This window comes from Flagellimonas olearia (assembly GCF_009184425.1).
GTDB classification, from domain to species: Bacteria; Bacteroidota; Bacteroidia; order Flavobacteriales; family Flavobacteriaceae; genus Flagellimonas; species Flagellimonas olearia.
The window spans coordinates 1242694-1266165 of the sequence record NZ_WELG01000001.1; the positions used below are offsets into that span (position 1 = coordinate 1242694).

23 protein-coding genes are annotated in these 23472 nt (G+C 45.1%); 18 read left to right on the forward strand and 5 right to left on the reverse strand.

The window, feature by feature from the left end:
* Positions 1 to 19: 19 nt before the first annotated feature.
* The 4 genes from F8C76_RS18690 to F8C76_RS05340 all read left to right on the forward strand — a co-directional run bounded on the left by F8C76_RS18690 (position 20) and on the right by F8C76_RS05340 (position 3936).
* Positions 20 to 193 (forward strand): hypothetical protein, encoded by a 174-nt coding sequence (locus tag F8C76_RS18690; protein WP_170283982.1) that lies wholly within the window; start codon positions 20 to 22, stop codon positions 191 to 193.
* A 98-nt stretch (positions 194 to 291) separates the two neighbouring features.
* On the forward strand, positions 292 to 2397 hold the full coding sequence (locus tag F8C76_RS05330) for a tetratricopeptide repeat-containing sensor histidine kinase (protein WP_152130769.1): 2106 nt from the start codon (positions 292 to 294) through the stop codon (positions 2395 to 2397).
* A 27-nt stretch (positions 2398 to 2424) separates the two neighbouring features.
* Entirely contained in the window at positions 2425 to 3102 is a 678-nt protein-coding gene (locus F8C76_RS05335) for a response regulator (protein ID WP_129652595.1), read from the forward strand.
* 177 nt (positions 3103 to 3279) lie between these two features.
* On the forward strand, positions 3280 to 3936 hold the full coding sequence (locus F8C76_RS05340) for a hypothetical protein (RefSeq protein WP_152130770.1): 657 nt from the start codon (positions 3280 to 3282) through the stop codon (positions 3934 to 3936).
* 76 nt (positions 3937 to 4012) lie between these two features.
* Here F8C76_RS05340 and glyA read toward each other — a convergent pair whose 3' ends face one another.
* Positions 4013 to 5287 (reverse strand): serine hydroxymethyltransferase, encoded by a 1275-nt coding sequence (gene glyA / locus F8C76_RS05345; RefSeq protein WP_152130771.1) that lies wholly within the window; start codon positions 5285 to 5287, stop codon positions 4013 to 4015.
* A gap of 250 nt (positions 5288 to 5537) precedes the next feature.
* On the opposite strand from glyA, the gene F8C76_RS05350 reads away from it, so the two are divergent.
* A complete protein-coding gene (locus F8C76_RS05350; RefSeq protein ID WP_152130772.1) occupies positions 5538 to 6722 on the forward strand; it encodes a hypothetical protein in 1185 nt (394 codons plus the stop codon).
* A 26-nt stretch (positions 6723 to 6748) separates the two neighbouring features.
* Here F8C76_RS05350 and ytxJ read toward each other — a convergent pair whose 3' ends face one another.
* On the reverse strand, positions 6749 to 7138 hold the full coding sequence (ytxJ, locus tag F8C76_RS05355) for a bacillithiol system redox-active protein YtxJ (RefSeq protein ID WP_152130773.1): 390 nt from the start codon (positions 7136 to 7138) through the stop codon (positions 6749 to 6751).
* Positions 7139 to 7282: 144 nt separating this feature from the next.
* Between ytxJ and clpB the strand changes: the two genes are divergently transcribed.
* On the forward strand, positions 7283 to 9883 hold the full coding sequence (clpB, locus tag F8C76_RS05360) for an ATP-dependent chaperone ClpB (RefSeq protein WP_152130774.1): 2601 nt from the start codon (positions 7283 to 7285) through the stop codon (positions 9881 to 9883).
* A 121-nt stretch (positions 9884 to 10004) separates the two neighbouring features.
* On the forward strand, positions 10005 to 10601 hold the full coding sequence (locus tag F8C76_RS05365; RefSeq protein WP_129652601.1) for a TetR/AcrR family transcriptional regulator: 597 nt from the start codon (positions 10005 to 10007) through the stop codon (positions 10599 to 10601).
* 6 nt (positions 10602 to 10607) lie between these two features.
* On the opposite strand, the gene F8C76_RS05370 is transcribed toward F8C76_RS05365, so the two are convergent.
* Complete coding sequence (locus F8C76_RS05370) at positions 10608 to 12086, reverse strand: PorP/SprF family type IX secretion system membrane protein (RefSeq protein WP_152130775.1); 1479 nt, start codon at positions 12084 to 12086, stop codon at positions 10608 to 10610.
* A gap of 39 nt (positions 12087 to 12125) precedes the next feature.
* On the opposite strand from F8C76_RS05370, the gene F8C76_RS05375 reads away from it, so the two are divergent.
* Complete coding sequence (locus F8C76_RS05375) at positions 12126 to 12683, forward strand: SixA phosphatase family protein (RefSeq protein WP_249042363.1); 558 nt, start codon at positions 12126 to 12128, stop codon at positions 12681 to 12683.
* On the opposite strand, the gene F8C76_RS05380 is transcribed toward F8C76_RS05375, so the two are convergent.
* Positions 12680 to 13423, reverse strand: coding sequence for a DUF6503 family protein (locus F8C76_RS05380; protein ID WP_170283983.1), 744 nt, complete (start codon positions 13421 to 13423; stop codon positions 12680 to 12682). The two genes, F8C76_RS05375 and F8C76_RS05380, sit on opposite strands and share 4 nt — an antisense overlap.
* A gap of 80 nt (positions 13424 to 13503) precedes the next feature.
* On the opposite strand from F8C76_RS05380, the gene smpB reads away from it, so the two are divergent.
* Entirely contained in the window at positions 13504 to 13965 is a 462-nt protein-coding gene (gene smpB / locus F8C76_RS05385; protein ID WP_129652605.1) for an SsrA-binding protein SmpB, read from the forward strand.
* Here the strand turns inward: smpB and F8C76_RS05390 are convergent.
* Entirely contained in the window at positions 13962 to 14603 is a 642-nt protein-coding gene (locus F8C76_RS05390) for a protein-L-isoaspartate(D-aspartate) O-methyltransferase (RefSeq protein WP_129652606.1), read from the reverse strand. The genes smpB and F8C76_RS05390 overlap by 4 nt on opposite strands.
* A gap of 114 nt (positions 14604 to 14717) precedes the next feature.
* On the opposite strand from F8C76_RS05390, the gene F8C76_RS05395 reads away from it, so the two are divergent.
* The 9 genes from F8C76_RS05395 to F8C76_RS05435 are packed head-to-tail and all read left to right on the forward strand — an operon-like array spanning position 14718 to position 23456.
* Positions 14718 to 15683, forward strand: a complete 966-nt coding sequence (locus tag F8C76_RS05395) for a Gfo/Idh/MocA family protein (RefSeq protein WP_129652607.1) — start codon at positions 14718 to 14720, stop codon at positions 15681 to 15683.
* 52 nt (positions 15684 to 15735) lie between these two features.
* Entirely contained in the window at positions 15736 to 16623 is an 888-nt protein-coding gene (locus tag F8C76_RS05400) for a 3-hydroxyacyl-CoA dehydrogenase family protein (RefSeq protein ID WP_152130778.1), read from the forward strand.
* Positions 16624 to 16629: 6 nt separating this feature from the next.
* Positions 16630 to 17865, forward strand: coding sequence for a DUF1015 domain-containing protein (locus F8C76_RS05405; protein WP_152130779.1), 1236 nt, complete (start codon positions 16630 to 16632; stop codon positions 17863 to 17865).
* Positions 17866 to 17873: 8 nt separating this feature from the next.
* Positions 17874 to 18533, forward strand: a complete 660-nt coding sequence (locus F8C76_RS05410; RefSeq protein ID WP_152130780.1) for a YggS family pyridoxal phosphate-dependent enzyme — start codon at positions 17874 to 17876, stop codon at positions 18531 to 18533.
* A 17-nt stretch (positions 18534 to 18550) separates the two neighbouring features.
* A complete protein-coding gene (locus tag F8C76_RS05415) occupies positions 18551 to 19876 on the forward strand; it encodes an exonuclease domain-containing protein (RefSeq protein ID WP_152130781.1) in 1326 nt (441 codons plus the stop codon).
* Positions 19877 to 19911: 35 nt separating this feature from the next.
* Positions 19912 to 20721: an ion transporter gene (locus F8C76_RS05420; RefSeq protein ID WP_129653329.1), complete on the forward strand. Its 810-nt coding sequence runs from the start codon at positions 19912 to 19914 to the stop codon at positions 20719 to 20721.
* Entirely contained in the window at positions 20718 to 21647 is a 930-nt protein-coding gene (miaA, locus tag F8C76_RS05425; protein ID WP_152130782.1) for a tRNA (adenosine(37)-N6)-dimethylallyltransferase MiaA, read from the forward strand. The genes F8C76_RS05420 and miaA overlap by 4 nt, the downstream gene beginning before the upstream one ends.
* Positions 21634 to 22125 (forward strand): gluconokinase, encoded by a 492-nt coding sequence (locus tag F8C76_RS05430; RefSeq protein WP_152130783.1) that lies wholly within the window; start codon positions 21634 to 21636, stop codon positions 22123 to 22125. Before miaA ends, F8C76_RS05430 begins: the two co-directional genes overlap by 14 nt.
* On the forward strand, positions 22122 to 23456 hold the full coding sequence (locus tag F8C76_RS05435) for a GntP family permease (protein ID WP_152130784.1): 1335 nt from the start codon (positions 22122 to 22124) through the stop codon (positions 23454 to 23456). The genes F8C76_RS05430 and F8C76_RS05435 overlap by 4 nt, the downstream gene beginning before the upstream one ends.
* Positions 23457 to 23472: the final 16 nt, after the last annotated feature.

Sequence of the window (23472 nt, forward strand, 5' to 3'; positions counted from 1 at the left end):
CCTTAGCGGTACTCTCATAATGTGTGCACTTGTCGCCAACGATCAGGAAAGGTCCCCCATAGGTAACCTACAGATTCAATCGGCCCTGATAGACATGGATGACAGGAGTTCACCACCGGATAAGGTAAGGCTGAACACCTTCAGACACCATCTGTCCGGGTTCCGATCCAATACGGACGACCGGAAACTCTAAAGGATAGACCCACATACGATATAGCCCCAACCTCACTCACGGTATGGGGCTTTTTTGTTACCTTGTATGAGCTTAATATGTACTAAACCTACTGCATTTTGAAAATTGGATATTTTACCATCGTCTTGATCCTACTTGCAGGCTGTGCCAAGCGCACTCCTGAAAGTGTAGACCCCTTCTCGCAAAAGGTCGAGACCATTAAGCAATTGATCGGTTCCGCCCGGGACAGTACTGGGTTGCCCATGGAGGAACGCCAACAGTTTCTGCAACAAGCACAAGAAATTACCTTCTCCTTGCCCAATGATACTTTATTATTGAACAACCTTTCCGACATCTCCTTGGCATATAGGGATCTTCCCGACTCTTTGGCCTTTCGAAAGACCAACAAACAGGTCATGTTCATGTCGAAAGAGACAGAACTCTATACCACTTTAGGAAATTCCCACTGGGACTTGGCTTCTTTTTTTCAGTTCAATGGAGTTTTGGACAGTTCTTTTTATCACTACCAAAAGGCATTGAACAGCTTTGAATTGTTACCTGTTGACCCAACCTCCCGCTCCCTTAAAGCTAAAATGCTCTACAGCATGGGGCGTATCCAAGATTCCTACAAAGATTATCTGGGCGCGGAAACCAGTGTGACCGATGCTTTGCGGATCTTTACCGATTTAGGGGACACCAAAAGGATCTACAATTGTTACAATCTGTTGGGCATCATTGCGAGCGGTATGGGCAATAGCGACAAATCCTTGGAGTACTTCCAAAAAGCGCGTTCCTATGTAGAGGACATGGAGGGTATGGACCGCATAAAATACACGGAGCAGACCCAGAACAATATCGCCCATGAGTTTCTAAAGAAAGAGGACTATGGCCGCGCCAAGGTAGCCTTTGGAGAGTTGCTCCAGAACAAGGACATTTATACCCGGAACCCGGAACTGTACTCCTTATCGCTCTCCAGCAGGGCCTATTCCCTTTATAAAGATGAGCAGGATATGGAGACGGCCAAAAAGTTATTGGAACAGGCCATAAAAATCAACGACAGTATAGAGTACGCATTAGACCAACCAAGGGCCAAATATTATTACGCGGAAATCTTGGCCGATCAGGGCGATACGGCCAAGGCCATTGCCTATGCCCAAGAATCCCATGACTTGGCCAAACTGACCTACAACAACGATCGACTTTTGGAAGTACTGCGCCTGCTCACCAAATTGGACAGTAACAACGCCGCGGCCTACTCCAATGAGTACTACGATCTTAACGAGACCATAAAAGCGGAGGAGCGCACCAAACGGGACAAGTTTGCGCGCATACGCATGGAAACCGATGAAATTAAACAAGAGAACGTGGTCCTTACCCGCCAAAGCCAAATTTGGGCAGGGGTATCTGTCTTGACCGTCATTTTGCTTTTGGGGGGTTATATCATCTCGGTACAGAAGATCAGCAACGACAGGTTAAAGTCCGAGGAAAAGCAGCAAAAGCTCAACCAAAAGGTCTATGACCTCATGCTCCAGCAGCAGGGCAAATTTCAGGAAGGCAAACAATTGGAGCAAAAACGCATTTCTGAGGAACTGCACGATGGGGTTCTGGGCGAGATGCTGGGCATACGTCTCATTCTCAGCTCCCTCAACAACAAGGAGGACGAAGCCTCTGTGCGGAAGCGTAACGACTTTCTGGAGCGTTTGCAGCATGTGGAGGAGGACATCCGGACCATTTCGCACGAACTGAACGATGCGGCCTATAAAAAATTTCATAATTTTATCTTATCCGTGGAGGCCTTGCTCAGCGAAACAGAGGATTCCTCCATGGCCAAATGCTCTTTAACGTACAACAACAAGGTAAATTGGGACAGGCTCTGGATGGAAATCAAGATCAACGTGATCCGGATCATTCAGGAAAGCTTGAAAAATTCCACCACCCATGGCCATTCCGAAAACATAAAGGTCGCTTTTGACCTACAGGGTGATAAATTGAAAGTCACCATAGCCGATGACGGAATCGGTTTTGATGTGAACAAGGGCAAGAAGGGCATTGGCCTCAAGAACATTGCCTCCAGAGTGGAAAAGATAAACGGAACCTTGACCGTGGACAGCACCAAGGACAAAGGAACCACCATTGTAGTCACCATTCCTTGTAAGTACGAAGAAGCGGCAGCAGCCCCAAACACTGATGATGAAGATTTTGAACAAGAAGTTATTAATGCCTAAACCTAAATCCTACACAAAATAGAACACATGAACACATTGAGAATATTGGCCATAGATGACCATGAGATGACCACGCTGGGATATAAATTTACCCTAGAGGGCATGACGTTAGATGACTATGATACCATTATTGTGGATACCACCAACACCTTTGAGGAAGCGAAAAAACTCATTGAGGATTCCGTGAATTCCTTTAAATATGACTTGTTATTGCTTGATGTGCAATTGCAGAATCCGGACGAAAGTAGTGAACAGCCCCAAACCGGAGAGGAATTGGGCATCTTGGCCCGAAAAATTGTACCGGAGACCAAAATTGCCTTTATGTCCTCCTTTAGCGATAATTTTAGAATCAATGGCATTCTGAAAACCGTGGACCCGGACGGATATCTGGTAAAGACGGACATAGACCCCAAAACCTTGAAAGAGGCCATTAAGACCGTAATCCAGAATCCGCCTTACTATTCTTCCAAAGCGTTGTCCGCCATACGGAAGAAAATGTCAAACGACTTGGATATTGACGAAAAGGACCGACAGATCTTGTACCACCTTTCCAAAGGGACCAAGACCAAGGACCTTGAAAAATTCATACGGCTTTCTCCCTCTTCCATAGAGAACAGGAAACGACACATGAAAACGCTTTTTGGAACCGAGAACGAGAACGATCTTGCCTTGATTCTTGCAGCCAAAAACCGAGGGTTTATTTAGAGCGTTCTTTCCCTTTTTCTTCGGACTTAGGGAAATTGGTGACCGGTTTTTGCGGTTTATGCCCTAAAAAACCTACAAACTGTACAAAAACCCCAGAATTTTTAAGGATTTCCTTCAACCCTAAAAAAAAGATTCATTCTAACTTTAAGGGTAAAAAAAAATTAGAACACTTTTCACATGTCATTCCCAAAGAAAACAAACCTAAATTTCCACCTTAGCGGCTCACGAGTATATGAGGTCGCAAATGGGCTGGACGAGTTTCTGAAAGTTCTGGAAAGGGACTTTTTCGCAGAAGCCAAAGTGCAGTGCAATTTTGATGCGGAGACCAAGAAGACCGATCTTGTGCTCGGCATCCATCTTAATTTCGGGATTACCGAAAGTCTACATTATCTCAATAAAGGATCATGGGGAGGAATGACGTTTACAGAACATAACTCCGTGGCCTCCTCGTCTTTTAAGGATGCCCTGTTGCGCTTGAACCAACAAAACTCCTATTCCATTGATATTGCTGAAATATCATTTCACTTTAAGGACACTTCCGTTGTGGTATCCAGACTGTACGACCAGAGCATTCCGCAACAACTGGGCGACATCCTTCTGATGGTCAGCAAGCATTTTGTATACCTTACCAAAGGACTTACCGAAATGCCCTATGAAATATTTGTTCCGGTATTTGAGGATAAAACGCAAAAGGCCGGAGAGCCCTTGCAAAAGCACAATGACTACTTTGACTTTTGGGGCCTGTACTTTGAGGATGAAAAGCAGCACCAAGTAATGGTATATTCCCTTGAGGAAAAAAGACTCAACCAAGATGACCTTTTCCTATTGGAGTAGTACTGCAATACTATCACACACATAAAAAAAGCGCCGTAGTATTTACGGCGCTTTTTTATATTCTATAGGTATATGCTTATCCTTTGAACAAAGGTCTTGATTTCATAAGCTCGTTGACCTTTTTCCGTACTTGGGCAATATTGCCTTCATCTTCCGGATTGGTAAGTACTTGGTCTATGAGCTCCACGATAGTCTCCATATCCTCTTCTTTTAGCCCTCTTGTAGTGATGGCAGCGGTACCAAAACGGATACCTGAAGTAATGAACGGTGATTGGTCATCAAAAGGAACCATGTTCTTGTTCGCTGTAATGGCGGCAAGTTCCAAAGCTTTTTCGGCGTCTTTTCCCGTGATATCCTTGTTCCTTAGATCGATGAGCATCATATGGTTGTCCGTACCTCCAGAGATTACTTTGTAATCCCGCTTTACAAAAGCATTGGCCATGGCTTCGGCATTCTTTTTCACTTGGATCATGTAGTGAAGGAACTCATCGGTAAGCGCTTCACCAAAAGCCACTGCTTTGGCTGCGATGATGTGCTCCAAAGGCCCTCCTTGGTTTCCTGGGAACACGGCCAAATCCAATAGGGCCGACATTTTTCTGAGGTTACCATTCTTTAGTTTGATCCCGAATGGGTTATCAAAGTTTTTTCCCATCAAAATAAGACCTCCCCTTGGTCCCCTTAAGGTTTTGTGGGTGGTGGTGGTCACAATATGGCAATGTGGAATAGGGTCGTTCAAGATGCCTTTTGCTATCAATCCCGCTGGGTGCGAGATGTCTGCCATTAAAATGGCACCTACACTATCGGCTATTTCACGGAAACGGGCAAAATCCATGTCACGCGAATAGGCAGAGGCGCCCGCAATGATCAATTTTGGTTTTTCCCTTTCGGCAATCTCTTGGATCTTGTCGTAATTCAATGTTCCGGTTTCTTCATCCACCCCATAAAAAACGGGACGGTACAATCTACCTGAAAAATTCACGGGCGAGCCGTGGGTCAAATGCCCTCCGTGTGCCAAATCAAAGCCCAAAATGGTATCACCGGGCTTCAAGCACGCATGGTACACCGCAGAATTGGCCTGTGAGCCAGAGTGTGGCTGTACGTTGGCATATTCGGCACCAAAAAGTTCCTTGGCGCGGTCAATGGCCAATTGCTCTACCTGGTCTACCACTTCACAACCCCCATAATAGCGCTTTCCGGGGTAACCCTCCGCATATTTGTTGGTCAGTACCGATCCTGCAGCCTCCATTACCTGTGGGCTGGTAAAGTTTTCGGAAGCGATCAGTTCCAATCCTTCTATTTGTCTATCCCTTTCCTGTGCTATCAGGTCAAAAATCTTCTGGTCTCTTTGCATTTGGCAATTAAATTTAACAAGGGCTAAAATTACGAATTGCTTACTGAATAATTCCAAAAAAAAAGGAAGAGTATGTGATTTTTTCAAACAGGAATCAACAATTTCCATTTTCACATAACCCACTGAAAACAAGCTATTTTTAGGTCATTTCATCGAACATATACTACCGTTCGTCCTTTTTCGTTTATAAGTTGTGGGTTTTTGGCACAGCTGTTGAAAACAATAACACAACCAAATAAATTCAACGACCATGAAAAAAATTCTACTTTTTAGCATCATCACGCTTTTGGCAGCCTGTAGCGGTGTCAAGAAGACCTCAGAAGCGCTGAACACAGGAAACTATGTTTCGGCCATGAACAGGGCCATAAAAAACCTTGCAGAAAACAAGACCAAAAAAGGTAATCAGACCTATATCGTCCTATTGGAGGACGCTTTTGCCAAAAACACCCAAAGGGAACAAGCAGAGATTTCATTTCTTCAGAACGATGGGAATCCGGCCAATCTGGAAACCATCTACAACAAATATCTGCAGTTAAAGGAAATCCAACAACGGATCAGGCCCCTATTACCGCTGACCCTTTATGAGGAAGGACGCGATGCACGCTTCAGTTTTGTGAACTATGATGCCAAAATCCTGAATACCAAGGACGACCTTTCGGAGCACCTATACAACAATGCCCTGGGACTACTTTCCAGTGCCAGGACCAAGGCAGACTATAGGGCCGCCTATGATGACTTGAACTACCTACAGGAAATCAACCCTGGATATAAGGCCACCGTTGCCAAAATGGATGAGGCCTATAATAAAGGACTGGAATTTGTTAGGGTGGATATCGCCAACCAGACCGAACAGATCATCCCAGAACGCTTGGAGAATGAACTTTTGGACTTCAACGCTTTCGGAATCGACAACTTTTGGTTGCAATATCACACCAACCCCTTGTCCAATATAAAGTATGACTACGCCATGAACCTGGACTTTATGGAAATCAATGTTTCCCCAGAGCGTGTGAACGAGACCCAGATCATCAAGGAAAGACAGATTAAGGACGGTTGGGAATACCTATTGGACCGAAATGGAAATGTAGTAAAGGACAGCTTGGGCAACAAGATCAAAGTGGACAAAATGCGCACCGTAACCTGTAAATTCTTTCAATTTACACAAAGTAAAAGTGCCCAGATTGGCGCCAAGGTCCGATTTACCGATCTAAGGAACGGGCAGGAAATCAACGCCTACCCCTTATCCAGCCAATTTGTGTTCGAACACATTTTCGCCAACTTTCAAGGCGATAAAAGAGCCTTGGAAGATGACCTCTTGGTATACTTGAATGCCAGGGAGGTACCTTTCCCGTCCAACGAGCAAATGGTCTACGATGCCGGAGAAGATCTCAAGACACGCCTGAAAGGCATTGTCTCAAAATATCAGTTCAATTAAAAAAAGGCCCCGATTCGGGGCTTTTTTTATAGGTAATCCCCAATATTGATATCCGTAATGGCCCCATGCGAGGTGTGAAAGGAAACTTCCCCTCCCTTAACGATCAATAGTTGTGGGGATTCATGCCGCACGTTATACATGGAGGCTATGGCATTGGATAGGTCCCTATGTGCATGGATGTCCAAAAAATAGGGGTCGCAGTGTTCTTCCCAGTCATGGGAATCCTTGAACATACGCCAGGTCATCCCACTGATGCCACAAGTTGTGGAATGTTTAAAGATGAGTTGTGTTCGTTCCTTTGAACGCTCTTTTATCTCTTCCAATTGATCTTGGGTCGTCAAAGAAACCCAAGCCGATTTTGTATCTTTATTTGGAACTTTTTCGCGTTTTCCAAATACATTGTCAAATAATCCCATGCTGCAAATTTAGGCGATATGTCGAGCAGAACCAAAAACCTTACAACTGACGAAATGTCTTATAAATCCAAGGATTTACCGCCATTTTGACGGTGCTCCTTCTCTGGTAAGGTTGTTGACATCATCCATAAAAAACAGTACACTATGAACTTTAATAATTTTACCATAAAATCCCAGGAAGCCATCCAAAGGGCCCAACAACTGGCCCAGGAGCATGGCCATCAACAAATAGAGAACGAACACCTTTTCAAGGCCATTGCCGAGGTGGATGAAAACGTATTGCCGTTCATCCTAAAAAAGCTGAATGTCAATACTTCCCTCGTCAATCAGATTGTGGATAAGGAACTTCAGAGTTTTCCCAAAGTAACGGGAAGCGAGATCATGATGTCCCGTGAGGGCGGCAAAACCTTGAACGAAGCCAGTATCATCGCCAAAAAGATGGGTGATGAATTTGTATCCGTGGAGCACCTGTTGCTGGCGGTCTTCAAATCAAAAAGTAAGATTGCCCAAATCCTAAAGGATCAAGGGGTAACCGAAAAAGACCTTACCGCTGCCATTGAGGAATTGCGCAAAGGAGGGAAAGTGACCTCCCAAAGTGCCGAGGAGACCTATAATTCCTTGGACAAATACGCCAAAAACCTCAACCAATTGGCGGATAGCGGCAAGTTGGACCCTGTTATTGGCAGGGACGAAGAAATTAGGAGGGTACTGCAGATTCTGTCCAGACGTACCAAGAACAACCCCATGCTTGTGGGTGAGCCCGGTGTGGGTAAGACGGCCATTGCCGAAGGCTTGGCCCACAGAATCGTGCAGGGCGATGTTCCCGAAAACCTAAAGGACAAGATTATCTATTCCTTGGATATGGGCGCTTTGATTGCCGGAGCCAAGTATAAAGGAGAATTTGAGGAGCGATTGAAGGCCGTCATTAAAGAGGTGACCTCTTCGGACGGCAATATTGTGCTCTTTATTGATGAAATCCACACCTTGGTGGGTGCCGGTGGTGGACAAGGGGCCATGGATGCCGCAAACATTTTAAAACCTGCCTTGGCCAGAGGGGAACTCCGGGCTATAGGGGCAACCACTTTGGACGAGTACCAAAAATATTTTGAGAAGGACAAGGCCTTGGAGCGAAGGTTCCAAAAAGTCATGGTGGATGAGCCCGATACCGAGAGTGCCATTTCCATCCTTCGGGGTATCAAGGAAAAATATGAGACCCATCACAAAGTACGTATCAAGGACGAGGCGGTAATTGGCGCCGTGGAACTTTCACAACGCTATATCACCAACCGATTTTTGCCCGATAAGGCCATTGACCTTATGGACGAGGCTGCATCCAAATTACGTATGGAAATCAACTCCAAACCCGAGGAACTGGATGTTTTGGACCGAAAGATCATGCAGTTGGAAATTGAGATAGAGGCCATTAAACGTGAAAATGACAAGGCAAAGTTAAAAACCTTGAACTTGGAGCTGGCCAATCTCAAAGAGGAACGCAACGAAATTTTTGCGCAATGGGAAAGCGAAAAAACCGTGGTGGACAATATCCAAAAGACCAAACAGGACATTGAGGACTTTAAATTGGAAGCGGAACGTGCCGAACGTAACGGTGACTACGGAAAAGTGGCTGAGCTACGCTACGGTAAGATCAAGGATGCACAGGAAAAGTTGGACAAACTCCAAGAGGAACTTGCCGAGCAACAAAGCGCCGGCACCTTGATCAAAGAAGAGGTGACCTATGAGGATATCGCCGAAGTCGTTGCCAAATGGACCGGGATTCCCGTTACCAAGATGATGCAAAGCGAACGCGAGAAACTCTTGCAACTGGAAGATGTGCTCCACAAACGCGTCATCGGCCAGGATGAGGCCATTGTAGCCGTATCGGATGCCATACGTAGAAGTAGGGCCGGATTGCAGGACGACAAAAAACCCATTGGTTCCTTCCTGTTTCTAGGAACCACAGGGGTTGGTAAGACCGAGTTGGCCAAAACCTTGGCCGCTTATTTGTTCGATGATGAAAACGCCATTACCCGAATTGATATGAGCGAATACCAAGAACGCCACTCCGTAAGCCGATTGGTAGGGGCACCTCCGGGATATGTGGGATACGACGAGGGAGGTCAGTTGACCGAAGCCGTCCGTAGAAAGCCCTATTCCGTAATCTTGTTGGATGAGATTGAGAAAGCACACCCTGACACCTTCAACATCCTGTTACAGGTATTGGATGAAGGAAGATTGACCGATAATAAAGGTCGTGTGGCGGATTTCAAGAACTCCATCATCATTATGACCAGCAACATGGGAAGCCATATCATTCAGGAGAAGTTTGAAAATGCCGTGGATATAGAAAGTGCCTCGGAAGCAGCCCGCGTAGAAGTCATGGGGTTGCTGCGCAAGACCATCCGTCCCGAGTTTTTGAACCGAATCGATGATATTATCATGTTCGCTCCGTTGAACAAGAAAGACATCAAGGATATTGTTGGGCTTCAATTGAACAATTTGAAGAAAATGTTGGCCAAACAGCACATTACTTTGGATGCCACCTCGGAAGCCATTGACTATTTGGCCGCAAAAGGATTCGACCCCCAGTATGGTGCACGACCTGTAAAACGATTGATCCAGAAAGAAGTGCTCAATAACTTATCCAAAGAGTTATTGGCCGGAAAGATAAAGTCCGATAACATTGTACTTTTGGATTCATTCGATGACCAATTGGTCTTCAGAAACCAAAACGAATTGGTGGAATAAGACCCAATTTTTAAAATGAACAGCCCCCATTTTGTTAAAGTGGGGGCTTTTGCTTTTGTAAAATACCGTGCAGTATGTGTTTTTTTATATCTTAGTTACCCCTCAACCAACCTAGACCACCATGACAAAAAAAGCAGAGCGTACCACTGCCTATATTATTGAGACCGTAGCGCCTATATTCAATAGGTTTGGCTATGTAGGCACCAGTATGAGCGATCTTACCGACGCCACAGGCCTCACCAAAGGGGCCATTTACGGCAACTTTGAGAACAAGGAAGCCCTTGCCCTGTCCGCTTTTGAGTATAATCGGAACCATTTACTGGCCGTAGTTGATGAGAAACTTGATGTGGAGGGCAATGCCATGGAAAAGCTATTCTCCCTAATGGCCTTCTACAAGCAATACGATGTCTTTTCCCTACCCTTGGGCGGATGCCCCATTCTCAATGTAGGTGTGGATGCCCAAAACAACAATAAACTTTTGGCCGCGGCTGTAAAAGAGACCATAAAGGAAATTGAAGGAAAAATAGCGCTGGTACTTGAGAACGGTGCCAAAAATGGAGAAATCAAATTACCTGTTCCTCCTCTCCAGTTTGCCAAACAACTATTTACCATGATTCAAGGGGCCATTGCCATGAGCACTATGACCCGGGATCGGAAATATCTAATCAACACCATTACCTATTTGGAGCATTTGGTAGGTAGCGAGATACGGAAGTAGTCTTCCTTAATCTGCTTTCACCCTAAAAATCCAAGTTTTATCGGGGTATTTGCCTGAAAACTTACTATCCCTGGCCTTTCGGGCTTCTTCCATGGTATTGTACCGTTCCAAGTACACATAGTTATACTTGTTGGCACTTCGGTAAAAAGATTTGGGTTCCAACCCTTTTTGTTGGAGCGTCTTCATGAAATTTTCAAAATACTTTTTGGTCCCGAAGACATTGGCAATGAGGTAAAAACCGGGTACCAGACCATCGGCTTGGGCGACTTCCTCATATCTTTCATTGGGTTGAACGGCCACTTTTTCCTTTTGTAGGCGCGCTAAACTATCTTGACGCTGTTGCTCCAATTGCCGCTGCAATGCCAACGCCTGTGCTTCTTGTATGGAATCGTTTCTTCGCTGCTCCTCAACCAACAAACGCTGTCTGATCAGTTCTTGTTCCTTTTGCTCTTCCTCCAAATGTTTCTTTTCCTCCAAAGCTTCCCGTTCCTGCTGCAATTGCTCTTCCGTCATCTTTGTAATGGCAGTGTCCTCTTCTTCTTCCTTTTGTTCTTCTTCAGATTCCTTTTTCTGCTTTTCTTGCCTTGCAAAGCGATACGCCACCAACAACTCCAAAGTCGGGTCCTCCCCACTAAGCGAAGTGTCGGTCCCAAATTCCATGAGCCCCCCAACGGAAAAAGCCCCTCCGAGGGTCACTCCCAATCCTGCCGAGGCTCCATAAAAACTGTTATATCCTCCCTGCAACCATACTTTTGGCGTTGAAAGCAATCCATTGACACCAATCTGGGTATCACCATCCGGAATGGATTTAACGTACACCATAGGGCGGATAAAACTGTTACCCGTTCCTGATAAAAAAGATGTGGGAACATCGTAATTCAGGCTACCTACAATGGTCTTAAAGTTTGAGGCTTCCAAAATATCACTATCGTTAGCCCCTACCCCTATGGCATTCTCAAAGGCAAGTCCCACACCCAACTGATTGGCCTGAAGCCGGATTCCCGGGGAAAACTGTACCATAAAACCTTCGGCAGCTTCCAACTGGGTCAGATCAATCCCTACATCGGACATAAAAAAGTCATCAGCCAGGGTGCGTTGCGATGCGAAAACGTTAACCCCCGTCAATACGGCAATGCCATCACCAAACGAAAACTTGTATACATAATTGAGGTTACCTCCAATATCCAAAAAAACACCTGTGTTGTGCTGCAAAAAACCCAAACTCCCGGTAGAGACTTCACTGATTTGATGGGTGTAATTGGCAAAAATGGTGGTGGGGTCCCCGTCTATGGTCTGCCATTGCCAACGCGACCAAACTGCAAGGGAATTGGGATTGTTCCAATTCTGGGCATAGGTTGGATTAAGGAGGTTGGCATTGAACTGGGTAAGGGTATGCTGTCTAAAATCCGAGGGCAGTTCCACTTCCTGTGCCTCTCCGAAAACAAAAACCAGTAACAAAGAAAGGCGACACAAAATCTTTGGCATGCGAAAAAATAAAAATTAAACGTTACTTTTAAAATCAAAATGACAAAAACGCGGGAACTTTACAATAATACTATGCGGACCATTAAGCCTCTAATTGCCCTTGCAATTTTACTGATAGCATCCATCAGTTGCAAAGAAGATACGAAAATTGCGGAAGATCCCACCATCTCCACCTTTTATTTTATACGACATGCAGAAAAGGATCGAACAGATGCAGAAAACCCCGATCCAGAGCTGAACCAAGATGGGCTAGATCGTGCCATTCGTTGGGCCGAGGTTTTTGACCCCATTTCCATTGATGTCATTTATTCCACCAACTACGAACGCACATCCATGACCGCCGCCCCAACTTCGGTCAAAAAAAATGTGGATATTAAATACTACGACCCCAATAGCCTTGATATTGATGCATTTAAAGCCGAAAATGAAGGACGAAACGTTTTAGTGGTTGGGCATAGCAATACCACACCGGCCTTTGTGAACAAGATGATAGGGTTTGATAAATACAGCCCGATGGATGACAATGACAATAGCAGTCTTTTCATTGTTCGCATCATTGACGGTGTTCCCACCGATTTCCGATTGAAAATGGATTAATCCTTTTCCACCGTAATATCCGTAAGTTCAATTTTTGAAAGCAGTTCCAAGTCCCCGCTGCTGAACAGTTTGCCAATATCCAGGATATCCGAACCCTCTTTCTTGGGTTTGTAGTTTTCATAATCCACAAATCGGATACCGTTCACGTACCGCTCGTTGTATGCCTTCCTGAACCGTTGCCCCCCTCCATTTACATGAAAGTCATAGGCCAGGTATTCCGGTTTAAACGTTTCTTTATCAAACCAATACACATAGGTGTCGTCATAATCGTCACCACCACCGTTTTGGTCGAACGTCACCTTTACTTTGTAAAATGTTTCTCCAACAATGGATTCTTCCCCAAGGAGCTCCTTGTTTACGGCAGCATCGTTCAAGCCATACGGCAAGCGGGAAAAGTAGTGCACGGAATTAACCGAATTGGCATATTTGACCGCCATAGTATCGGGCACCGCAACTAGGGAATCGTTTAAAAACCGTTCAAAATCATTCCCGTTTTTCACATCGGTAATGGTCACGGAATCCAATTGAAATGTTCTTTTGAGTACTTTTTTACCTTCAACGAAATCAGAAAGGTATGTACGGTCCCTAAATACAAAAGAGGTGTTATGATCGGCATAAAGTCCACCTCCACTTACCGCTATGGACTTATCCACTATATCCTGGGCAATCAAATTGTTTTCTGGTTTTTCTTTACAGGCAAGGAATGTGACCAACAAAAGGGCCGCAACATATCTATTCATGGTTTGGGTTTTATAGATAATCGTAAAATAAGCCACAACATTACAATTTTCTTGGCGAAGAGTTTATATTTTTGCCCTCCATGATGAAAAACATCAACATAAAGAACAAACGGGCCCGATTCGATTACGAGATTTTGGACACCTACACCGCTGGTATTGTGCTGGGCGGTACCGAAATCAAATCCATTCGATTGGGAAAGGCCAACCTATCCCAAAGTTTTTGCGAGTTCAATAGCAAGGGAGAATTGTTTGTGATCAATATGCAGATAGATGAATACAGTCATGGCGGGCATTACAACCATATGCCCAAAGCGGAACGAAAACTACTTCTGAATCGAGGAGAACTCCGAAAACTCCGAAAAGAAGTCACTACCACCGGACTTACCATTGTCCCGCTCAATCTCTTTATCAATGACCGTGGTCTTGCCAAAATGAACGTTGGATTGGCCAAGGGTAAAAAACAGTACGATAAACGGGAAACCATCAAAGACCGGGACAACAAACGCAATCTTTCCCGAATCAAGAAAGATTTCAACAACTAGTTCTTGTCCTCCAACAAGGGCACAAACCGAAAAGCACCCAGTTCCTGTTTTTCAAATTCTTTTTCCGATTTTCGTATAAAAAGGGTCATGACTTGCTCATCTACCCCAACGGGAATCACCAACCTACCCCCAACTTTTAGTTGGGACATGAGTGCCTTGGGGACTTCCGGCGCACCGGCAGTCACAATGATGCCGTCAAACGGAGCCTCTTCCGGCAATCCCTTGTACCCATCGCCAAAAATCATCTTCTTGGGTCGATAGTGCATCTTATTGAAAAACAATCGGGTCTTCTTAAAAAGCTCCTGTTGGCGTTCAATTGTGTATACTTTGGCCTTTAAATGGAGTAATACGGCGGTCTGGTACCCACTCCCCGTTCCAATTTCCAAAATGGAATCATTGGGTTTCACTTGGAGCAATTCCGTTTGGAACGCCACGGTATAGGGTTGTGATATGGTTTGTTCCGCACTTATGGGAAAGGCTTTGTCCTGATAGGCATGATCCTCAAAACTACTGTCCAAAAACAGATGCCTTGGTATGGTTTTGATGGCCTCGATCACCTTTTTGTCCGTTATTCCCTTGGCAGACAGCGATTCTGCCAACTTATTGCGCATGCCCCTGTGCTTAAGCGTATCCTTCATGGTATTGGTCTGGTCCACGAATTTAAAAAGTTCTCCAAAAACTTTCCCTTGGTTCCCGTCTTATTTTTATGGAAGAGTGCCGCCATATCCTTATTTTTGACAAAAACAGATACTATGCTAAAAGTTGGTGTCCTGGGTGCGGGACATTTGGGCAAAATCCATCTACGTCTCCTGAACCAATCGGAAAAGTATGAACTTGTTGGTTTTTACGACCCGGATGAGATCAATGCAAAAAAGGTCGCGGCCGAATTTGGCTATACCTATTTTGAAAACATCAACACCTTGATGGATGCTGTGGATGTGGTGGATATTGTTACCCCTACCCTTTCCCATTTCGATTGCGCCAAAAAGGCCATTGAAAAAGGAAGGCACATTTTCATTGAGAAACCCATCACCAACACCTATGAAGAGGCCCAAGAGTTGCTTGCCTTGTCTAAAAAGCATGCTGTAAAGGGCCAAGTGGGACATGTAGAGCGGTTTAATCCGGCTTTTTTGTCGGTAAAGCATAAAATCGGACAACCCATGTTCATTGAGACCCATCGTCTGGCGGAGTTCAACCCAAGGGGTACCGATGTTCCCGTAGTGCTCGACCTTATGATCCATGATATTGATGTGATTTTAAGTGTGGTGGACTCTGGTGTAAAGCAAATCAATGCCAGCGGGGTATCCGTAATCAGTAGCTCCCCGGACATCGCCAACGCCCGAATAGAGTTTGAAAATGGTTGCGTGGCCAATTTAACCGCCAGTCGTATTTCCTTGAAGAACATGCGAAAATCCCGTTTTTTCCAAAAAGACGCCTATATCTCCGTGGATTTTCTGGAGAAAAAGGTAGAGGTGGTAAAAATGAAGGATGCCCCTGAAAATCCTGGTGATTTTGACATGATCCTACAAAATGCCGAAGGAGAGAAAAAACAAATCTATTTTGAAAACCCGGAAATCGAGGTAAACAATGCCATATTGGATGAGCTGGAAACCTTTGCCGATGCCATTCAAAATGAGACCACACCTGTAGTGACCTTGGAGCAAGGCGCAAAAGCCCTTCAAGTGGCCCTACAGATTATAGAATCGTTTGAAAAATAAGGTATGTCGTTCCCGACTATGCTCGAACTGACATACGTTCAATCCGAATACCATGAAAAACATAGCAGTGATCGGTGCAGGGACTATGGGCAACGGAATCGCCCACGTGTTTGCACAAAATGGATTTCAAGTCAATCTTGTTGATATTTCTCAAGCTTCCCTGGACAAAGGGATTGCCACCATCACCAAGAATTTAGATCGGATGTTGGCCAAGGAGGTCATTGACCAAGGCACAAAAGAAAGCACCTTAGGCAATATTACCACCTATACCGATTTGAAGGATGGAGTTTCCTCTGTAGACTTGGTGGTCGAGGCTGCTACGGAGAATCTGGACATCAAACTAAAGATTTTTAAGGATTTGGATGAAATCTGCGAAGCAGGCACCATTTTGGCCACCAATACCTCGTCCATCTCCATCACCCAAATCGGTGCGGTTACCCAACGTCCGGACAAGATCATTGGAATGCACTTTATGAATCCGGTTCCCATCATGAAACTGGTGGAGATCATTCGAGGATACAACACTTCGGATATGGTGACCCAGACCATCATGGACCTTTCCAGAAAGTTGGGAAAAACTCCAACTGAGGTGAACGATTATCCCGGGTTTGTGGCCAATCGCATTCTTATGCCCATGATCAACGAAGCCATTGAGACCCTCTACAACGGAGTGGCCGGTGTCCATGAAATAGACACGGTGATGAAACTGGGAATGGCACATCCCATGGGACCTCTACAATTAGCGGATTTTATTGGACTCGATGTATGCCTCTCTATTTTGAACGTGATGTACGATGGGTTCAAAAACCCAAAATATGCCCCTTGCCCCCTATTGGTGAACATGGTCATGGCCGGGAAATTGGGTATAAAGTCAGGTGAAGGTTTTTACGATTATTCCGAGTCCAGAAAAGCGGAACATGTTTCTACGCAGTTCAAATAGATTTGCATGGCCCTAGTAAGACCCTTTAAGGCCATAAGGCCTACCAAGGACAAAGTCTCCTTTGTGGCATCACGTTCGTATGAGGAATATTCCAAAGATGAACTGAAATCGGTATTGAAGTACAATCCACTTTCCTTTCTACACATCATCAACCCCGGGTTTAAGTTTGATAAGAACATTACTGGAAAAGAGCGGTTCCGATTGGTCCACAATCGCTATTTGGAGTTTTTGGAGGAACATATTTTCCAAAAAGACGAACAAGCTTGTTTTTACCTCTATCAAATTGAAAAAGATGATTTCACAAGTTTGGGGTTCTTTTGCGCCTGCAGTGTAATGGATTATCGGACGGATGTCATCAAAAAACATGAGGATACCATTCAACTCCGGGAGCGACTTTTTGCCGACTATTTGCATGCCGTTGGCTTCAATGCCGAACCCGTTTTGATGACCTACGAAGATGATAATCAGGTCCATGGGATTTTTCAAAGGGAAATCCAGCATCCACCTGAATTCGACTTTTCTACCCCTGATAGGGTAAACCACAAGATGTGGAAGATTTCAGATCCAAAAACCATTGGACAAATTGAGTCACTTTTCGACCAAAAGGAAGCTCTTTATATTGCCGATGGACATCATCGCAGTGCTTCTTCCAATCTTTTGGCCAAAAAAATGGAGCAACAAAACAAAGCCCACACCCACGATGACTCCTATAATTTTTTTATGGCGTACCTCATTCCAGAGTCAAACATTAAAATCCATGGGTTCAATCGTATGATCAAAGACCTAAATGGTCTTACCGCAAAGGAGTTCTTGATTAAGTTGGATGGATATTTTCGAATTGAAAAACAGGAAAATGGATTCCGAAGACCTCTCAAAAAACATCATTTCTGCATGTATTTGGACGGCGAATTTTATTCACTCCATCTTAGAAGGACCAACTATACCTTTACGGATGCCTTGAGCAGATTGGACACTCAAATTCTGTGCAAGACCATTTTGGAGCCTATTTTAGGGATAACGGACCTACGGAACGACCAACGCATCTCCTATGGTCATGGCAAGGGCAGCCCCATTGCGATGAAGGAACGTGTGGATGAGGGGGAATTTGCGGTAGGATTTAGCATGGCACCCATAACCATGGAAGAAATCAAGGCCATTGCCGATGCCGGTTTGGTGATGCCCCCCAAGAGTACGTATATTGAGCCTAAACTACGAAGTGGTTTGGCGATTTACGAATTTTAAAAACACTTATGTCAATACAGGATAATCTGAAAGCCATAAAAACGGAATTACCCGAAGGAGTGACCTTGGTAGCGGTTTCCAAGACCAAGCCCAATGAAGCCATCATGGAGGCCTATGAGGCCGGACAGCGGGTGTTTGGTGAAAACAAAGTACAGGAAATGACCCAAAAATGGGAAACGCTCCCCAAGGATATCGAGTGGCACATGATTGGCCATTTGCAGCGCAACAAGGTAAAATACATGGCCGAATTTGTCTCGTTGGTCCATGGCGTGGACAGTCTGCGGCTGTTGCAGGAAATCAACAAACAGGCCCAAAAACACGACCGGGTGATTCCTTGTCTGCTACAAATGCATATTGCAGAAGAGGACACCAAATTTGGGCTGGATCAATCGGAATTGCAAGAACTCGTCCAATCCGAAACCTTCAAAGCCATGGAAAATATAAAAATTGAAGGATTGATGGGCATGGCCACCTATACTTCGGATGAAACCCAAATCCGTAAAGAGTTTGCCCACCTTAAGGTTATTTTTGACTCGCTAAAGCAAGAGCTTTCCGATATTTCGGTACTCTCCATGGGAATGAGCGGGGATTATACCCTGGCCATTGAGGAAGGAAGCACCATGGTACGTATTGGAAGTAGTATCTTTGGAACCAGAAACTATTCATAAAACAGCAAAGCAGTTTCATGTACGCCATACTCGACATTGAAAGTACCGGAGGAAAATACAATGAGGAAGGTATCATGGAAATTGCCATCCATCGGTTTGATGGGCACCAGGTAGTGGACAAGTTTATCTGTCTGATTGACCCGGAACGTGAAATCCAACCCTTTGTCTCCAAACTCACGGGAATCAACAATAAAATGCTTCGTTCCGCGCCAAAATTCCATGAGGTGGCCAAACGAATAGTAGAGATTACGGAGGGGGCTATCTTGGTGGCCCATAACGCCCAGTTTGATTACCGTATCCTCAGGACCGAGTTCAGGCGTTTGGGATACGACTATCAACGAAAAACCTTATGTACCGTAGACCTGTCCCAAAAATTGATTCCGGATGCGGAATCGCACAGTTTGGGAAAATTGGCTCGTTCCCTTGGGATTCCCATGAGCGACCGTCACCGGGCCAACGGGGATGCCATTGCCACTGTTAAACTTTTTAAGCTTTTGTTAAGCAAGGATTCCGACAAGGGCATCATCAAAGAGGTCATTCGCGAAGCGGCCTATGGTGAACTCTCCCCCAATCAGCTGGATATGGTGGTTTCCCTCCCCTCGGAAACAGGGGTGTATTATATGCATGATAAAGAAGGAGACATCATTTTTCTGGGAAAGACCACCAACATCAAAAAAAGGGTCAACCAACACTTTACCAATGTGGGAGGTCTGGCCCGAAAACTCCAAAAGGAGACCAAAAGGGTCTCATACGAGCCTACCGGAAGTGAATTGATCGCCCTCTTGAAAGAATACCAAGAATTGCGGAAGACCACCCCCCGTCACAATGGAAACAAGAAAAGAAAACTCTTTTCCCATGTTGTAAGTTTCAACAAGAATGGTTCAGGGCACATTACTTTGGGCATCGAAAACGGTACTTCCCAAGCCACCCAAAAGATACGGTTCAACGGAGTTGCCTCCGCCAAGAACTTTTTAGATCGGATACAGTCCGAGTTTGACCTCTGCCCCTCTTCTTTTGATAAAAAGACAGCGGATAGCGATACCGAGGAAACCGTACATAACTGCAATGAAAAAGTCAACTCCGCCTTCAACAGATATAGCATCCACAGCAAGAACGTGGTGCTTGTGGACCGAGGCAGGGAAACCGGGGAACGAAGTTTCATCCTCATAAAAAACGGTCAACTTCAAGGCTTTGGATATGTGGAACTCAATCATCAAATGAATAATATTCATATATTGGAATCCATAATGACGACCATGTCGAATGATGAGAACACCGCATTTATCATTGAATCTTATTTGCGAAAGAACCATAGGATCAAAACCATAGCGTTAACCCCTTAACCTTGAAAGAACAGAATGCACAGCCCGGTTGGAAAATGAAACTTCATGAAATCATCTATGAAGCGGACACCCCCATGGGAAGGTTATTTGACATTGCCCTGTTCTTTTTGATCATTCTTAGTGTAATCCTGGTCATGCTGGAAAGTGTGAAGGACATTGACCAAAACTACCACAAAACACTATTGACCTTGGAGTGGGGGGTTACCATCTTCTTTAGTTTGGAGTACATTGCCCGGGTCATCAGCATAAAAAAGCCGTGGAAATATATATTCAGTTTTTACGGCATCATCGACTTTATTTCCACCATCCCATTATACATCAGCTATATTCTGGCCGGGTCGCAGGTACTTTTGGCCGTGCGGGCGTTCCGCCTTTTGCGGATTTTCCGGATTTTGAAATTGGTAAAGTTCATCGGGGAGGCCTCACAATTACAGTCGGCTTTGAAGGCCAGCCGCACCAAAATTGCCGTTTTCATCTATGTGGTCCTAATCCTTTCCGTAATCTTGGGTACTTTAATGTACCTTATTGAAGGGGACGAGGCCGGTTTTACCAGTATTCCCCGAAGCATCTATTGGACCATTGTGACCCTGACCACGGTAGGCTATGGCGATATTGCCCCACAGACCAGTCTAGGGCAATTTATGGCGACAGTGATCATGATTTTGGGATACGGTATCATTGCCGTTCCCACAGGAATTGTCACTGCAGAGTTTTCCCGTAGCAAAAAGGGACGGGCAGATGACCAAAACATGGTTCATGTAAACACCCAGGCGTGCCCAAGCTGTTCCGCCGAAGGGCATCGTGACGATGCCACGCATTGCTATAACTGTGGCCATTCATTATGAGTTCCAAAGTACTGATAGCAGTGGTGGGACCCACGGCCATAGGAAAGACCGCCTTGGGAATCTTCTTGGCGCAACACTTTAAAAGTGAAATTGTTTCCGCGGATTCCCGGCAATTTTTCAAAGAAATGGAAATTGGTACAGCTGTTCCCTCTTCCGAGGAATTGAAGGCCGTTCCGCACCATTTCATCCAACACAAAAGCATTTTTGAGCCTTATTCCGTAGGGGATTTTGAAAAAGAGACCATTGCGTTGTTGAACGCATTGTTCCAAAAAATGGATGTGGCCATCATGGTAGGTGGAAGTGGATTGTATGTGGACGCGGTAGTCTCAGGTTTGGATGAATTCCCGGAAGTAAACCCAAAAACCCGGGAGTCCCTTAACGAACGATTGGAAAAAGAGGGGCTAAAAAGTCTTCAGGACGAATTGAAAAAGAGAGACCCTGCCTATTACCGTATCGTGGACCTGGAAAACCCACATCGCTTGATACGGGCATTGGAGGTTTGCATCACCGCCAACAAACCCTATTCCTCTTTTTTGAACCAAAACAAACCCCAAAGAGCGTTCAAAACCCTGTATGTAGGCATTGCAGCACCACGGGAAACCATTTATGAACGTATCAACACCCGTGTGGACCTCATGATGGCAGCTGGATTATTGGAAGAAGCCAAAAAATTGCATCCCCACAAACATCTAAATGCACTACAAACAGTTGGTTACAAAGAACTTTTTGAATATCTTGATGGACACTGTTCCTTGGAAGTTGCCGTTTCCGAAATCAAAAAGAACACCAGACGCTTTGCTAAGCGGCAATTGACTTGGTTGCGAAAAAACGAAAACATACTCTGGGTGAACCACGATACAAAACCAACAGATATTCTTACAGCGGTATCGGACCAACTAAAAAGCCTTCACCATGACCAAGACTAAGGTGCTTGTGGTCATGGGGGTAAGCGGCACGGGTAAAACCACTGTGGGCAAGTTGCTTTCGGAACAATTGGGATATCCTTTTTTTGATGGGGATGACTTTCATCCCGAAGAAAACATCAACAAGATGGCTTCTGGAAAGCCGTTGAATGATGATGACCGAAAAGGGTGGCTCCTAAAATTGAACCAATTGGCCCTGCAACAGCACGATGTTGGGGCCGTAATAGCCTGCTCTGCGCTAAAAAAGGCCTATCGGAGCCTTTTAAGGGCCGGTATGGGAAGTGATATGCAGTTCATCTACCTGAACGGGTCCTTTGATTTGGTCAAGTCCCGTTTGGGGAACAGAAAAGATCATTTTATGCCCATTGCCCTATTGAAGACGCAATTTGAGGCCCTGGAACCTCCTTCCAAGGCCATTGCCGTATCCATAGCACAACAGCCCGATCAAATTGTGCAAGAAGTCCTAAAACAACTCAAATGACCGATACCAATTTGTTTGTTGCCGTAATTGCAGGCATTGCCATTCTTCTTTTTTTGATTTTAAAGCTTCGTATACATGCTTTTATAGCGCTCTTGATCGGAAGTATTGCCGTAGGGTTGATTGCAGGATTGGACGCCAAGCAGATGATAGACACCATCCAAAAAGGGATGGGTGGCACACTAGGGTTTGTAGCCACAGTAGTTGGGCTGGGAGCCATTTTCGGAGGCATCTTGGAAGCATCGGGTGGAGCCAAGACGATTGCGGACTTCATGATTTCCAAATTTGGGTTGAAAAATGCCCCCGCCGCCATGGTCGTATCGGGTTTTTTGATTGCCATTCCGGTTTTCTTTGATGTGGCCTTTATTATTCTGGTGCCCATGATCTATGCTCTGCAACGAAAGACAGGAAAGTCACTATTGCTATATGCCATTCCCCTTTTGGCCGGATTGGCAATAACCCATGCCTTCATCCCGCCCACGCCAGGTCCCATTGCCGTAGCCGACATCATAGGAGTGGATTTGGGTTGGGTCATTTTAATGGGTTTTTTGGCTGGAATTCCCACGGCCCTGATTGCGGGACTGGTCTTTGGAAAGTACATCTCCAAAAAAATATTCGTTGAAGCACCAAAACAGATTGAGGACCAAAAGCCCATTAAACTTCCCCAAATCGGTCAGACGCTATGGATCATAGGCCTTCCCATCATATTGATTCTCACCAACACCTTATTTTCGGCAGGGACGTTCAAAGTGGATGCATCCGTTTTGAATTTCATTGCCTTGGTCGGCCACCCTTTTTCAGCCTTGATCATTGCCAATTTGCTGGCATGGTATGTATTTGGTATCCGCAAAGGGTTTTCCAAGGACCAGCTTCTTAAGATATCGACCAAATCCTTGACCCCGGCGGGAACCATTATACTGTTGACAGGCGCAGGCGGTGTCTTCAAACAGGTCTTGACAGATACTGGAGCTGGGGAACTTTTGGCCACCTCATTGGGCAATGCCGGAATACCAATTCTGATCTTCGCCTATATCAGTGCAGCCATCGTTCGGGTCATCCAAGGATCATCTACCGTGGCCATGATCACTGCCGCCGGATTGGTTTCACCTTTGGTGGTCAATTCAGGAATGAATTCTGTGGAATTGGCCTGTATGGTCATCGCCATTGCTTCAGGGGCCAGTATTTTTTCCCATGTGAACGATAGCGGCTTTTGGCTGGTGGGACAGTACCTAGGTATTTCAGAAAAACAGACCTTTAGGTCTTGGACCGTAATGACCACCATTTTATCTGTTGTGGGAATGCTTTCCGTATGCCTGGTATACTTATTCATTTAAATCTGGAACTTTCAGC

What these genes read in the sequence shown, in the direction of transcription:
- F8C76_RS05395 (WP_129652607.1), top strand. Translation starts at nt 14,718, where the DNA reads ATGCTAAAAGTTGGTGTCCTGGGTGCGGGACATTTGGGCAAAATCCAT.
- F8C76_RS05375 (WP_249042363.1), top strand. Translation starts at nt 12,126, where the DNA reads ATGACAAAAACGCGGGAACTTTACAATAATACTATGCGGACCATTAAG.
- F8C76_RS05390 (WP_129652606.1), bottom strand. Translation starts at nt 14,603, where the DNA reads ATGAAGGATACGCTTAAGCACAGGGGCATGCGCAATAAGTTGGCAGAA.
- ytxJ (WP_152130773.1), bottom strand. Translation starts at nt 7,138, where the DNA reads ATGGGATTATTTGACAATGTATTTGGAAAACGCGAAAAAGTTCCAAAT.
- F8C76_RS05410 (WP_152130780.1), top strand. Translation starts at nt 17,874, where the DNA reads ATGTCAATACAGGATAATCTGAAAGCCATAAAAACGGAATTACCCGAA.
- F8C76_RS05340 (WP_152130770.1), top strand. Translation starts at nt 3,280, where the DNA reads ATGTCATTCCCAAAGAAAACAAACCTAAATTTCCACCTTAGCGGCTCA.
- clpB (WP_152130774.1), top strand. Translation starts at nt 7,283, where the DNA reads ATGAACTTTAATAATTTTACCATAAAATCCCAGGAAGCCATCCAAAGG.
- F8C76_RS05350 (WP_152130772.1), top strand. Translation starts at nt 5,538, where the DNA reads ATGAAAAAAATTCTACTTTTTAGCATCATCACGCTTTTGGCAGCCTGT.
- F8C76_RS05405 (WP_152130779.1), top strand. Translation starts at nt 16,630, where the DNA reads ATGGCCCTAGTAAGACCCTTTAAGGCCATAAGGCCTACCAAGGACAAA.
- F8C76_RS05435 (WP_152130784.1), top strand. Translation starts at nt 22,122, where the DNA reads ATGACCGATACCAATTTGTTTGTTGCCGTAATTGCAGGCATTGCCATT.
- glyA (WP_152130771.1), bottom strand. Translation starts at nt 5,287, where the DNA reads ATGCAAAGAGACCAGAAGATTTTTGACCTGATAGCACAGGAAAGGGAT.
- miaA (WP_152130782.1), top strand. Translation starts at nt 20,718, where the DNA reads ATGAGTTCCAAAGTACTGATAGCAGTGGTGGGACCCACGGCCATAGGA.
- smpB (WP_129652605.1), top strand. Translation starts at nt 13,504, where the DNA reads ATGATGAAAAACATCAACATAAAGAACAAACGGGCCCGATTCGATTAC.
- F8C76_RS05400 (WP_152130778.1), top strand. Translation starts at nt 15,736, where the DNA reads ATGAAAAACATAGCAGTGATCGGTGCAGGGACTATGGGCAACGGAATC.
- F8C76_RS18690 (WP_170283982.1), top strand. Translation starts at nt 20, where the DNA reads ATGTGTGCACTTGTCGCCAACGATCAGGAAAGGTCCCCCATAGGTAAC.
- F8C76_RS05370 (WP_152130775.1), bottom strand. Translation starts at nt 12,086, where the DNA reads ATGCCAAAGATTTTGTGTCGCCTTTCTTTGTTACTGGTTTTTGTTTTC.
- F8C76_RS05430 (WP_152130783.1), top strand. Translation starts at nt 21,634, where the DNA reads ATGACCAAGACTAAGGTGCTTGTGGTCATGGGGGTAAGCGGCACGGGT.
- F8C76_RS05335 (WP_129652595.1), top strand. Translation starts at nt 2,425, where the DNA reads ATGAACACATTGAGAATATTGGCCATAGATGACCATGAGATGACCACG.
- F8C76_RS05415 (WP_152130781.1), top strand. Translation starts at nt 18,551, where the DNA reads ATGTACGCCATACTCGACATTGAAAGTACCGGAGGAAAATACAATGAG.
- F8C76_RS05380 (WP_170283983.1), bottom strand. Translation starts at nt 13,423, where the DNA reads ATGAATAGATATGTTGCGGCCCTTTTGTTGGTCACATTCCTTGCCTGT.
- F8C76_RS05365 (WP_129652601.1), top strand. Translation starts at nt 10,005, where the DNA reads ATGACAAAAAAAGCAGAGCGTACCACTGCCTATATTATTGAGACCGTA.
- F8C76_RS05420 (WP_129653329.1), top strand. Translation starts at nt 19,912, where the DNA reads ATGAAACTTCATGAAATCATCTATGAAGCGGACACCCCCATGGGAAGG.